The organism is Sphingosinicella microcystinivorans (assembly GCF_003634215.1).
GTDB lineage: Bacteria > Pseudomonadota > Alphaproteobacteria > Sphingomonadales > Sphingomonadaceae > Sphingosinicella > Sphingosinicella microcystinivorans.
In genome coordinates this window covers 40,121-53,234 of sequence record NZ_RBWX01000008.1, presented here as the reverse complement: position 1 = coordinate 53,234, position 13,114 = coordinate 40,121, and the positions used below count along the sequence as shown (strand labels likewise).

Sequence of the window (13,114 nt, the reverse complement as noted above, 5' to 3'; positions counted from 1 at the left end):
ATACAACGTGTATTGTTTGTGTCGACAAAAAATCCACGCAGCTCGCGCATGGCCTTTGCCAGGGAGGAAATTGCAATGATAAATCGCGTCAGGAAAGGCATCTGGCTTACTGCCGCCCTAGTCGCGGTAAGTGGCTGTGCCGGGCGTGCCGAGGTGCGCGCAGGTCCTCCGGGTGCAGGGTGCACGGATCCGGTATACCGGCAACTTGATTTCAAGATCGGCGAGTTCAAGGTAACCGGCATTGGTGGCGCGCCGGCCGGCGAAAGCAAGGTTGAAGCAGTCCTGGGCGGCTGCATGCTTTTGGAGAAATGGCGGGGGGCGATTAGTGGTTACGGGCGTGCTCACATGTTCTACGACAAGTCCGACCGCCTCTGGAGATTGATTTTCGTCACTGACGATGGCGAAACGATGTACCTATCGGGGCAGTTTGAGGGCTCTACCTTAGTCCTGACTGGCGAGAACGACATGGACTCATTTGTCGGGCTTCATCGCATGAGCTTTTCCCCACTGGCTGATGGTGGAAATCGTCAGCTCTGGGAGCTCTCGATCGACAAGGGCGCCACTTGGAAAGTCATACACGACGGGACCTACCGGCGAGTAGTTGGTCGTTGAGATGGCAAGTCCTGTTGAGACCCTGCCATATGGTGGTGACTACGACTACATCATAGTCGGGGCGGGTTCGGCAGGTTGCGTGATCGCTTCGCGCTTGAGCGAAGACCCCAAGGTCTCGGTCTTATTGATCGAATCTGGCGGTTCCGAACGCAACTGGAAGTTTCGCATTCCGGGTGGTCAGTCGTTCGTCAAGGATTGGGAGCCCTATGCCTGGCTTTACCAGACCAAGAGCGATCCCAGCCGTTTCGATCGGGCCGAGACTTGGCGACGGGGACGCATTCTTGGCGGCAGCAGCACGATCAATGGCGTAATTTATGCGATAGGTCTGCCGCGAGATTATGACCTCTGGGCCGAAATGGGCGCTTCGGGTTGGTCGTGGAGACATGTCGAGCCGTTCTTTCGGCGAGCAGAGCATTGCCCCGGGCTGGCCGGCAGAGGGAAGTTTGGTCCTGTCCATGTCGAGGTTCTTCGTTCACCTCATGCGAGCACCGATGATTTGATCGAATCAGCTGCCGCAGTCGGAATCCCGAAAGTGGCAGACATCAACCTGGCGAAGGGGGCGGCCATTGGTGTTGCGCAGACCAACCAGCTTCGCGGACTTCGTCAGGATAGCGCTACTGCCTATCTACGTCCGGCATGGCGGCGCCCTAACCTTAGGGTGCTTACCCATGCTCGGGTCGAACGGATTGTGTTCGATCAAGGGCAAGCAACAGGTCTTCAGATCTCAGCAAATGATAAGCTATTCGAGGTCAGGGCGCGTCGCGAGATTGTATTGAGCGCGGGAGCCTTCGGTTCTCCGCACCTACTGATGGTCTCGGGCATAGGGCCGGCACAGCAGCTTCGGACGCACGGCATTTCTGTTGTGGCTGACAGCCAGTCGGTCGGGGGCAATCTTCATGACCATCCTGAACTTTACATCGAGTACGAGGTCCGGGACCGGACATACAGCTCTGCCATGCAATGGCACCAACTCGCTCTGTCAGGTCTACAATTCGCCCTGGCCAGGCGAGGCCAGGCAATTTCCTGTGCCAGTCATATCCTGGCCTATGCGCAAAGCAGGCCCGAGGAAGTGTCTCCGGATCTGTTGCTGTTCTCCGGGCCTTGGGGTTATCTTGAAGACAACTTCACATTCACCTCCGGAGTGAACACTTATTCCCTCTCTCCGTCACTGTGCCACCCGAAGTCACGTGGGCGGATCGAGTTAAGGTCTGCCGACCCCCGCGAAGCGCCGATGATCGTGCCTAACCTGTTGGGCGACCGTGACGACGTTTTGCGTTTGATGCGAGGAGTACGACTGGTCGACCGGATCGCCCGCGCAAAGCCCTTCTCAGATCGGGTCATCAGACGGCTTTCTCCCGGCATTGCTCTCTCCAACGACGAGGCACTCGAAGCTTATGTCCGCGAGAACGCGGGGATCTGCTACCATGCTTGCGGCACCTGCCGGATGGGCGACGACCCGTCTGCGGTTGTCGACTCACAGTTGCGTGTAAGAGGCGTCGGTCGTCTGACGGTTGCGGATGCCTCGGTCATTCCTCTGGTAACTTCCGGAAACCTTCACGCTCCAACGGTCATGATCGGGGAACGTGCTGCCGAACTGCTCCGCGAACCCGGCAGGCTCAAGACAATAGGATAATGGAGACAAATTCAATGAACTCTCTCGAAGTCGCGCCAGTGAACTGGACGGTCAAGGCTCAGGAAATCAGCTTTGATGTACGGCCATGGATCAATGGCCGCCGGATTGAGGCTAGTGCCAAGGGGCACTTCGCAACTCTCAATCCGGCGAATGGAGACCGTCTTGCCGACCTTCCGGCGTGCGGTGCAGCTGAGATCGATGCCGCTGTTTCCGCCGCGCGTGTCGCGTTTGAACGGGGCAGCTGGGCCAATCTGTCCCCGCGGGCGCGTGCACGGATCCTCATGAATTTTGCAGATGCCATTGAGCGCAATGCGGACGAGTTGGCGCTGCTCGATACGCTTGAAATGGGCATGCCAATCGGCGCTGCGGCACCTGATATGCGGGCCGCTGCTGATGCCGTCCGGGCCGTCGCCGAAGCCTCAGACAAGCTGATCGATCAGGTCATCCCGAATGATCCTTCGACGCTGCTGCTCAATCTGCGGGAGCCGGTTGGCGTTGTCGGCGCGATCACGCCCTGGAACTTCCCGGCCTACATCGGAATCACTAAGATCGCGCCTGCGCTCGCCGTAGGCAATTCGGTCGTCCTCAAGCCATCCGAAATTGCCTCCTTGAGCTGTCTGCGGCTGGGCGAACTTGCGGCCGAAGCGGGTGTTCCCGATGGGGTACTGAACATCGTGCCGGGCCTGGGTTCAGGTGCCGGCGCCGCTCTTGCCTCCCACATGGATGTCGACCTCCTGACATTCACGGGCTCCACGGCGACCGGCAAGCGACTGATCGAACTGTCCGCCCAGTCGAACATGAAACGCTTGATCCTCGAATGCGGCGGCAAGTCTCCGCAGATTGTGTTTGACGACATCGACGATCTCGACGCGATTGCCGACGCCGTCGTTGGCAGCATTACGTTTAATTCCGGGCAGGTCTGCGTGGCAGGGTCGCGACTCCTTGTGGAGCGCTCGATTCATGATGCGCTAGTTGAACGCGTACTGGCCCGCGCGCAACAGATTGAAGCGGGAGACCCGCTCAACGAAGCCACCAGCTTTGGCCCGCTCGCCAGCAAGGATCAGCACGCCAGAGTGCGTCGCTATTACGAAGCCGGCCAAGAAGAAGGCGCTGTGGCCGCCCTGCCGCGCGGCTACTCCGGGCGCAACGACGGATGCTACTGGATGCCTACCGTTTTCACCGATGTCCGCAGTGACATGCGGATCGCCCAGGAGGAGATCTTCGGCCCGGTATTGTCAGTCTTCGCATTTGAAGACGAGCTCGAAGCTGTCAGACTTGCAAACAGCACCATCTACGGCCTCGCCGCCAGCGTCTGGACGCGCGACCTGGCGCGCGCGCTCCGTCTCGCCCGAGCCGTCAAGGCCGGCTCGGTGACCATCACGGGCAAGCCTGGGGCAACAGCTGTGGACGCCACGGCGGGCGCCTTCGAACCTCACGGCCAATCGGGCGTGGGTGTTGAAGGCGGGCTGGACGGCATGCGGGCATTCACGCGATTGAAGTCTGTCTCCTTCGCAGGGTAGCGACTTCGAGTGGCGCGTGAGATCGTGTTGTTCGGGCGCCGATTTCGATTATCGGCGATACGCCGCGTCTTCAAAACGTACTGGCAGGGGTGCCTGTCCTTCTGTGGCAATCAATCGGTGATGCTCATTTGCAACGCCAGAGAGAGCTTCTTCGCAAGGGCTTGCAATCATCAAATGTGATGAATACTACATGTCGACATATTGTCGACCAAAAGCTTCTTGGGGCGAGGCTCATAACCAATGGGAGGAAGAGACATGTCCAGTCCTGACCGGATCAATAGGTGCACTGAGGTCCGGGTGTCGTTTCGCAAGCACTTAGCGGCGATGCCCTCACTGATGGCGGTCGCCACTGCGCTGATGCTGGCTCCGCAGATCGCAAAGGCAGAAGGGGCGGCGAAAGCTGAAGACGCTAGCGGTGCAGAGATCATCGTCACTGCTCGCAAGCGTGAAGAGGATATTCAATCCGTCCCTGCATCTATTCAGGTTCTGAGTGGGTCGGACCTGCAGGAGTTCGGTAAGGTCACTTTTGAGGATCTCCAGTTCGAGACTCCTGGACTCTACATGGAGAATTACGAAACTCGGGCGACGATTACGATGCGTGGCATCGGTACGCAGGTGCCTGGCAGTGGTGCAGCAGTTGCGGCTCACATAAATGGCATCTACATGCCTTCGACCGCGTCCTCGCTGGGCTGGATGTTCGACGTTGGTCAGATTGAAGTTCTGAAAGGGCCGCAGGGCACCCTCTACGGACGGAACGCGACGGGCGGCGCCATCAACATCAACACGCGGCGTCCTGGTAATGAGTTCGATTTTGGCGCCAAGCTCGAGTATGGAAGTGAGAACACGGTGCGCGCCTATGCGGGTCTCGATGCACCACTCGGTGGGGACTGGGCGGTTCGCATTGCAGGCACACTTACTCGTGCTGATGGTCGTATCATTAACGTCGCGACCAGTAAGCGCATCGCTGGCAATGAGTTTACCGGCGTGCGCCTCACACTGACCGGAAAGGCGGGCCCAATCGATGTCGACTTGTTTGCGCAATACACGAACGAAACGGGTGGTGTCGGTGAACTTATTGCTCTGAGTTCCGCCGGTAAGCCGCTCTATGGTTGGAACAAGGGATATTACGATAACCCCAGTACGCCGGTGGGGGAGCGCGACCATTACCTTGTTGGCCTGACGCTATCGGGTGAACTGGGGGAGGGTTATTCTTGGCGGTCGGTGACAGGGTATACTGATTACAATGAGCCGCGCTCTCAGCTTGACGTGAACCCGCTGCCGCAGCCGGTTCAGGTCGTCATCTCGCTCCCCCAATATGCCGAGCAGTTGAGCCAGGAATTGCAACTTGCATATGAAGGTGACAAGGCGAACTGGGTGTTCGGCGGCCTATACATGGATGCAAAGGAAGGCGAGACGCGTCGAGTCGATATCGTGCCTGTCGTTAACGGATTGCTCGACAGCGCTACGGACAACACTGTTAAGACTTTTGCCGTGTTTGGGGATCTCAATTATAACCTGACCGACCAGCTCCGAGCGAACGTGGGTCTGCGCTACAACCGTGATCGCGTCCGCAATCGATTCGCAGGCAGTGGTCCCGCAGATTCGCAATCGTTTGATCTGAGCAGCACACAAAGCCAGCTTACTGGTCGAGTTGGTTTGGACTATACCACTGCTGGCGGAACGATGATTTATGCATCCGCTTCCAAGGGCTTCCAGTCTGGCTACAATACGACAGGTTTTGCCGTTGATGGGACGCCGCAGCCGGCCACGGTCAAGCCGGAGACTCTGTACGCTTATGAAGTCGGTGTGAAGTCGACTTTGCCAGATAGCAACGGCTTTCTGAACGTCGCTGGTTACTATTACGACTACCGTGACATGCAGGTTCAAGTCGGCGGCATTCCGCTGCTTCCTGATGGTTCTCCCGACCCTGCTGGCGTTCCCTTCTATACGGTACTCAACGCCGGTAAGGCAACGATCTGGGGGTTTGAGGCTTCGCTGAGCAATTTCCGCTTGAGTGATAACTTGCGTCTTGATCTCAGTGCCGGATATTTGAACACGAGTTTTGACGAGTACATCACTCTGGACGACACAACAGCTCAGCCGGTCGACTATTCTGGTAATACGCTGCCTCGTGCTCCGAAGTTCCAGGGAACCGCCGCACTGACCGTGGATAAAGTCGAGGTTGGTCCGGGCGAGGCCAGCATGAGGGTTGAATACCAGTATCGCAGTAAGGCGTTCGACAAAGCTGACAACATTTTCATTTTACAGTCTACCGGCCTCGTCAACGCCCTAGTCAAATACGATATAGGAGACTGGTCGCTGCAGGCCAGCGCCCGGAACCTGACCAACCAGCGTTATTTCGCTTTTTATGACGGGCGTAATTTTGCTCCTCCGGGTCAGTTCCGGACATGGAGCCTAGGCCTCAGTTATCGCTACTGAGGCGGATCGGCAGGCCGGACCTTCTCCAAGGCCCGGCCTGTTCTCTTTGCCGCACTGGGGGCAAGCCTGAGCCCCCTAGGTCTTCTGACACTGACCGGAATATTCGTGACAGCCTTCCGTGACTTGATGTAGGACCGCGCTAGCGGCAATTGCTACTATTGCCTGCTTCGGAGATTCAGGATGGCTCAATCAGAACGGTCTGGTCGCAACGCCAAGGGAGGCGTGGCCAAGCCCGAACGCAAGCCAGTTCGCGGCTCGGGTGCGGATACGGTTTACGAGACCCTTCGGGCAGAGATTCTCACTCTGAAGATGGAGCCCGGCACACTTCTGGATGAAACTGATCTTGCCGAACGTTTCGGGTTGTCACGATCTCCGATCCGTGAGGCTTTGATCAGGCTCGCCGCGGAAGGTCTGGTGAAGACCCTGCGCAATCGAAGCTCGATCGTCGCACCGTTTGACATGATTGCCATCCCCAGCTTTCTTGATGCCTCCGAGCTGCTCTACCGCCTGACAGCAAGGCTCGCTGCGACCAACCGGACGCAGGTCCAGCTTGGGCGCATCAAGCACATTCATGAGCAACACAGCGTGGCGACGCGCGAGCGCGACATGGCCCTCATGATCCGTCTGAACCGGGAGTTTCATCTGGCGATTGCTGACGCGTCTGGTAACGCATTCTACGCGAACTGGATGCGGCAGTTGCTTGACCAGGGGCAGCGCATCCTGGGCTCCTATCTTCTCGATGTTTCTGAGCTTGGCGACCACGACCTCGAAGGTCACTGGATCAATGCGCATCTGGCCATAGTTGAAGCAATAGAGGCGCGCGATGCTGACGCTGCGGAAGCGGCGGGGAGGCGCGATTTCGAAACGATTGCTGTCAGAATGCATGAACGCCTGACCGAGCGTCCTTCGAAGCGCTTGGCATTGACCTGACGCCCGTCCGCTCACTCGCCGTCGGGAAAGAGCCTCTAAGCCATTCTGACCACCGCAATCGGCCGCCTTGGGGATGAGGCGACTTGTCCACCCGTCAACTGCGGACAGGCGTCAGGAAGCAGGCCAAGCCTGTACCGAAGTAGCCAGCGCCCAAATACCAGCAGGGCGACGACAGAGATCCCACTGCCCAGCCCGACCCAGATACCCAATCCCTCCCAGTCGCGTGCGAATGCCAGCCAGGCTGCAATCCGATCCCGACCACGGAGTAGCCGGTCACGGCGAAAATCATCAGCCATCGCGTATCGTGCCAGCCGCGCAGCATCCCGGTGCAGACGACTTGAACGCGATCGGCAACCTCGATCAGCGCGGCGACCTCGAGGAAGGAAAGTGCAAGTTCCGCGATTTCCGAATTGACTGGAAGATCGGCACTCATGAAATGCGAGACCAACAGGTCGCGCTGCGTTGCTATGAGCAAAGCCATGCCGACCATAAACGCAGTCGTTAGGAAGAAGGCGGTCGAACCGGCTCGTTTGATCAAGCCCTGGTCCTGCCTTCTGAACCCGTTGACAATACACACCGTGGCAGCCTGGGCCAAGCCTAGTGGCACGTGAAGGCGATGCTGCCGATTTGAAGCGCAATCGCATGCGCAGCCAAAGCATTTGGACCGAACCAGCCCATCATCACCACTGCGAAGATGAATATCGTGTCTTCCAGCGCCATCGCCACTCCAATCGGAACGCCAAATTTCCAGAGCGAGCGAAAGCGCGCCCAATCGCTCCGCCACTATCGGCAAAACAGCGAATATCGCCGAAATCGCGGGTGTTTTCTGAGGATTGTCATCATGGCCAGTAGCATTAAGGACATAAGTACCCGCAAGAGCTGCCAGATCGTCGTTCTGGCCGAGCAGTCGAAGAATAGGAGCCGTGTTCCAAAGCACGAGCCAGACAACGATCGAGATCACCACGGACGCCCAGAGGCCTTGCCGGAAGGTGCCGCGAAGGTCCCAGACGCTATGGGCCATCCGGCCGCGCTCGCTTGCCATCATTGGCGCCGTTGCAGTGATCATGCCCATGCAGAAAATGACTGTGGTCATGATCAGACTGGAGCCGAGAGGGGCGGCGGTGAGCTCGGTGGCCCCGAGCCAGCCAATCATCACGATATCCGTCGCCCTCAATTAGCGTCAAGGATCGATTTGTCAGGATCAGTGGCAAGACAAGACGCTGGGTGGCGCGGAGCTCCTCGCACCACTGAGGGGCAAATCTCACAGCAATCAACAGCTGGTTCGAAGAGATCTTTGCTCCAGCCGACGCCGGATGATCTGGTGCCGGGCCTTGGTGATGGGGAACATGGCGGCCAGGAACACCGCTGCGATCAGGAATATGGCAGGGAGGTAGCCGTTGGCTGCCTTCAGTCCGAAGATGGCTAGATCGGATTGGGAGTCAGCGGATGGATCAAACCCAAACAGGCCAGCGATGAGAAACGCGAATGCGGGAGCTGTGGCGTAGGCAATCTTGCGGAGGACCATCCAGGCGGAGGAGTAAAGTCCTGCTCTGCTGCCATTTGACTTCCAAATATCATAGTCGATAATGTCGCCGAAAATGGCATAGAGTGCAACATCGCGCGCGACGCTGAAAGTATAGAACAAAGCCATATACCCGATGAAAAAGGCCAGGGCGTTCGGTCCGGGGGCGAGAGCGGCAATAAGTGCTCCGACGATGGCTCCGCCACCTAGGCCTACGAGGAGCACCCCGGTCTTCGATGTTCGCTTCAGCAGATGTTGCCACAGCTTGAGTGACAGCGTGGACACGACAATGGCGGTAAGGAAAATGGCCGTGAAGGAGGCCCCCACACCGAGATAGATGTCGAAGAACAGGAAGAAGAGAGCCGTCATGCATCCGACAGCAAAGTCGGAAAGGAACGCGACAGAGAGGAATAGCTGGAAAGGGCGGTTCGCCCGAATCGCGGCGACCGTATCACGAATACTGAATTGCTCCGCTTCCTCGACGGCGCCGCCGTTCGGAAGCCGGAAAATCGCGTAAAGCACTCCAAGCGGGTACGTGATCGCTATAAGCCAGAACATGGCGTGCAGGGTGACAAAGTTCATTTCCGTTGAAGGCAGAAACGGAAGCAACGGCACCAAACTGAGCAGGATCAGCCCAGCATTCTGCCCCAGCCCTCTCCAAACCGCCAGGCGCGATCTGTCCTCATATCGATGAGCCAGTTCAGTCGACCATGCTGTGTAGGGTATTTCGAACATTGTCCAAGCGAGGAAAAAGAAGAAGTAACAGATCGTGAACGACCAGATCGTTGGAGTATCGCTCGGTACATAGAGGCCATAGGCTGCGGGAATGGCCACGAAGATGCTCGCAAGAAGCCAGGGCTTACGGCGACCCCAAGCGCTTCTTGTTTTGTCGGAGAGAAGCCCGACGGCCAGGTCGGTGGCGCCGTCCGTGAGACGGAGAAAAAGCATCGCGATGGAAATTGTCGCCAACGCAAAACCAAACTCCTTGGCGTAAAGTCCCGGGAGGATAGCCAGGGCAGGCGCCCTTAACATTTCATAGGGTGCCGCAACCGCGCCATAGCCGACGAACAACTTTGTGGGCAGCGACCCGACAGTCTGTCCCCCAGGCGCTGATGAAGCCACACGGGCTTCGCTGCTGCCTGCTTGACCTGAACCGCCCATTTATACCTCCCCAGATACACGCAGTTTAGCGCTATGTAAGAGCTGCCGCCAACATGCCGCTTTGCTTTTTGGTATCGACCTGCTCTACTCGTGTCGACAATGAGTCGGCAATATCTATCTGGGAGCGGGATTCGACGCATGGAGGAAGGCAACACAGGTTTGCTGCAGGCACTGTCATCAGCGCTCGGGCCATGTGGCTTCCTGACGAAAGATGCACTGGCTAGCAGGCCGACAAGTCTGTGGAACTCGCAACGCATGTCGGCACTGGCAATGGCGCGTCCAAAGACGACATCCGAAGTCAGTACTGTCCTGCGTCTGTGCCATGAGGCTTCGCAAGAAGTTGTCATAATCGGCGGCGGAACCGGGCCCTTAGCTGGAGCCGAACCAACCTCGCACCGGATTGCCATCTCTCTTGAGCGAATGAACCAGATCGAGAGCATTGATCCTGTAAATGCCGGTTGCGTTGTCCAGGCCGGTGCTTGCCTGCAGACCGTTCAGGAAGCGGTGGCCAGCCACCATTTGCTGTTTCCGCTTGATTTAGGCGCTCGCGGATCTTGCACCATCGGTGGCAACATTTCGACCAACGCCGGCGGGATCAATGTCTTGCGCTATGGATCCATGCGGAGCTTGGTTCTGGGGCTTGAAGCGGTCCTCTCGGACGGCACCGTTGTCTCGTCGATGAACAAGCTGCTCAAGAACAATGCCGGTTTCGACCTCAAGCAGCTGTTCATTGGCACGGAAGGTACCTTGGGAATTGTAACGCGTGCTGTGTTGCGGCTGTTTCCTCAGCAGCCAGACCGACGGACCGCAATGATCGCGCTGCGTGGCTTCGATGAAGTGGCTCAGCTGCTGCAATTGGCGAAACTGAAGTTTGGCTCAATGCTCTCGGCCTACTAGGTGATGTGGCAATCCTATCTGGAAGAACAACTGCGTTTCACCGGGCGCCGCAGCCCCTTCGAAGGACGGCATGCCTTTTACGTGATCATCGAGACCGAAGGGGCAGACTCACAACTAAATGAAGCGGTTCTGACCGAAACGCTCGAAACCGCTCTCGGCGATGATATCATTGCCGATGCCGTGATAGCCAAGTCAGAGCAGGAACGGCGAAGCCTTTGGGACCTCCGCGAGAATCTTGAGCCATTCCTCATCGACAAGCCGTCCTTTGGCTATGATGTAGGTGTTCCAATCGGCGACATGCCGGACTACGTGAAGCTCGTAGAGAGCAATCTGAAGTGCCGGTGGCCTGACAGCATCTGTTATACGATGGGTCACATTGCTGACGGCAATCTTCATTTCTTTATCAAGCCCGGTCGTAAAGATGCTCGCAGGGAAGACTGCGATGAAGACGTCTATGGAGCCCTGGAATCGTTTGGAGGTACGATTTCTGCGGAACACGGGATTGGCTACGAGAAGCGGGCCTGGCTCCTTCGCACACGTTCGGCTGAAGAAGTTGCCATGATGCGCTCACTTAAGAACGCTTTGGACCCTAAGGGAATTCTGAATCCCGGCTGCGTCTTTGAGTGATCGTCCGCTTACTGGATGGAGTGCAATGTGGCTTGGGTCTACCTGCTGTTAGCTGGTCTCCTGGAAATCGTCTGGGCGACTGCCATGAAATTGTCGGATGGCTTCAGTCGTCCAGGTGCCAGCGCTGTGACACTCGTTGCATCGATGGGGAGTTTCGTCTTGCTAGCCCTCGCGATGAGGTCCCTGCCCTTGGGCACAGCCTACACGCTCTGGACCGGTATCGGCGCAATCGGGGCCTTTGTCGTAGGTATCTTCTTCCTTGGTGAGAGTGCGACTGCCATTCGGGTCGTTGCCGCAATCTTGATACTGGCCGGCATCGTTTTGATGAAATCGACGAGCGCAGGCTAGTTTCGAGGCTGTCCATTGCAGGACCAAGGCTACCACGAAACCTGGCCAAAACGTAAAGACCTAGGAGGGGATATTGCAACCGTCATCATCAGGTTCTTCCGGGTCGGAGAAATCGGCGTGGTTCGGCGTAGCCGTGCTCATGTTTATTTCCGTAGTTGCGATCCTCGACAGGCAGATTCTGAACCTGCTTGTCGATCCGATAAGAGCCGAACTCGCTCTCACCGATATCCAGATTGGGGTCCTGCAAGGTCCAGCTTTCATGGTGTTCTATACGCTGTTCGGCTTCCCATTGGGCTGGATGGTGGATCGAATGCATCGTCTCCGGCTGCTCGCTGCTGGCATTGCTTTCTGGACCGCAGGAACGATCGCCTGCGGTCTTGCAGACAGTTATGAAGCCTTGATTGTCGCGCGGGCTGTAGTGGGGATGGGCGAGGCTGTGGCGAGCCCGGCTTCAATTTCACTGATCGCCGACTATTTTCGTCCCGAGAGACGGGCAGTGGCAACCAGCGTTTACGGAACCGCCGCCATGTTCGGAACTGGCCTGGCTCTGGTTGGCGGGGGGCTGCTGCTCTCCCTTTCCGAAATCATAGGGCCGCTCCAGATCGCCAGCCTGCCAGCCATAGAGGGCTGGCGGTTTGCCTTTGTTGCATGTGGCCTGCCCGGCATTCTTGGCGTTTTGCTGGCTCTATCTGCGCGTGAGCCGGCGCGCCGCATCGAAACCTATGCCCTTGATGACAAGCCAGGGTTGGCAAATTTCCTTTTTTCAGCCCGCAAGTGGATCCTGTCGCACTTTTCGGCAGTCTGCCTCGTGGCAATCATGTCATTTGCCTTCATGAACTGGCTGCCCTCCTACCTGATCAGGGGATATGGCTGGCAGCCTGCCAATGTGGGCCTTCTTACAGGCATCCAGTTTTTGCTGCTGGGTCCGCTGGGCATCCTCGCCGGGGGCTTCATCGTGCGCCGGATGCAGCAGAAGGGCGTTTCGGATGCGGTAGCTCGCGTCCTGCGACTTGGCGCAATCCTGATCGCCTTGTCGCTTGCCAGCATGGCGGCCCCTTGGTCCAGCGATACTGTTCTGCTGCCCTTGAGCCTCGCCGTGCTGTTCGTTTCGATGCTTCCAACGATATCACTGCTCGCGATCCAGCAAGCGACACCAGGTGAGTTGCGAGGCCGGATGGCGGCCATATACTTCATTACGACGAACCTTGTCGGTTACTCACTCGGACCAATCATCACGGCTGCGTTGAATGAGCGATTGTTCACCCAAAGTAGTGAGCTAGGCTATTCGCTCGGGCTGATCGGAATTTTTCTCGGGCCCTTGGCTGCCCTGCTGTTTTCGGTGTCCCTCACACACTTCAGGAAAATCGTTGCGCCAGACCGCGACGAAGGTCTGCGTCGATGGTCTACTTCCGAATGAAGTAAGCA

11 protein-coding genes are annotated in these 13,114 nt (G+C 57.6%); 9 read left to right on the top strand and 2 right to left on the bottom strand.

The window, feature by feature from the left end; translation table 11 throughout:
• The first annotated feature begins 48 nt into the window (after positions 1-48).
• The 5 genes from DFR51_RS09255 to DFR51_RS09235 all read left to right on the top strand — a co-directional run bounded on the left by DFR51_RS09255 (position 49) and on the right by DFR51_RS09235 (position 7,134).
• Positions 49-612: a hypothetical protein gene (locus tag DFR51_RS09255; RefSeq protein WP_121050184.1), complete on the top strand. Its 564-nt coding sequence runs from the start codon at positions 49-51 to the stop codon at positions 610-612.
• Positions 602-2,245: a GMC family oxidoreductase gene (locus tag DFR51_RS09250; protein WP_160119023.1), complete on the top strand. Its 1,644-nt coding sequence runs from the start codon at positions 602-604 to the stop codon at positions 2,243-2,245. Before DFR51_RS09255 ends, DFR51_RS09250 begins: the two co-directional genes overlap by 11 nt.
• A gap of 14 nt (positions 2,246-2,259) precedes the next feature.
• Complete coding sequence (locus DFR51_RS09245) at positions 2,260-3,765, top strand: aldehyde dehydrogenase family protein (RefSeq protein ID WP_160119022.1); 1,506 nt, start codon at positions 2,260-2,262, stop codon at positions 3,763-3,765.
• A 336-nt stretch (positions 3,766-4,101) separates the two neighbouring features.
• Positions 4,102-6,204, top strand: coding sequence for a TonB-dependent receptor (locus DFR51_RS09240; RefSeq protein WP_170151767.1), 2,103 nt, complete (start codon positions 4,102-4,104; stop codon positions 6,202-6,204).
• Between the two features lie 222 nt (positions 6,205-6,426).
• The gene (locus DFR51_RS09235; protein WP_170151766.1) at positions 6,427-7,134 is read left to right on the top strand and encodes a GntR family transcriptional regulator; all 708 of its coding nucleotides are present in this window, start codon (positions 6,427-6,429) and stop codon (positions 7,132-7,134) included.
• 94 nt (positions 7,135-7,228) lie between these two features.
• Here DFR51_RS09235 and DFR51_RS19640 read toward each other — a convergent pair whose 3' ends face one another.
• Together DFR51_RS19640 and DFR51_RS09225 are read right to left on the bottom strand one after the other, a co-directional pair.
• The gene (locus DFR51_RS19640; RefSeq protein ID WP_121050168.1) at positions 7,229-8,287 is read right to left on the bottom strand and encodes an MATE family efflux transporter; all 1,059 of its coding nucleotides are present in this window, start codon (positions 8,285-8,287) and stop codon (positions 7,229-7,231) included.
• Between the two features lie 117 nt (positions 8,288-8,404).
• Complete coding sequence (locus DFR51_RS09225) at positions 8,405-9,817, bottom strand: MFS transporter (protein WP_121050163.1); 1,413 nt, start codon at positions 9,815-9,817, stop codon at positions 8,405-8,407.
• A 138-nt stretch (positions 9,818-9,955) separates the two neighbouring features.
• Here DFR51_RS09225 and DFR51_RS09220 point away from each other — a divergent pair, with 138 nt between their 5' ends.
• The 4 genes from DFR51_RS09220 to DFR51_RS09205 all read left to right on the top strand — a co-directional run bounded on the left by DFR51_RS09220 (position 9,956) and on the right by DFR51_RS09205 (position 13,106).
• Positions 9,956-10,714 (top strand): FAD-binding oxidoreductase, encoded by a 759-nt coding sequence (locus DFR51_RS09220; RefSeq protein ID WP_170151765.1) that lies wholly within the window; start codon positions 9,956-9,958, stop codon positions 10,712-10,714.
• A 3-nt stretch (positions 10,715-10,717) separates the two neighbouring features.
• Positions 10,718-11,341, top strand: a complete 624-nt coding sequence (locus DFR51_RS09215) for an FAD-binding oxidoreductase (RefSeq protein WP_121050157.1) — start codon at positions 10,718-10,720, stop codon at positions 11,339-11,341.
• A gap of 27 nt (positions 11,342-11,368) precedes the next feature.
• Positions 11,369-11,689: a DMT family transporter gene (locus tag DFR51_RS09210; RefSeq protein WP_121051503.1), complete on the top strand. Its 321-nt coding sequence runs from the start codon at positions 11,369-11,371 to the stop codon at positions 11,687-11,689.
• Positions 11,690-11,828: 139 nt separating this feature from the next.
• The gene (locus DFR51_RS09205) at positions 11,829-13,106 is read left to right on the top strand and encodes an MFS transporter (protein ID WP_126494435.1); all 1,278 of its coding nucleotides are present in this window, start codon (positions 11,829-11,831) and stop codon (positions 13,104-13,106) included.
• Positions 13,107-13,114: the final 8 nt, after the last annotated feature.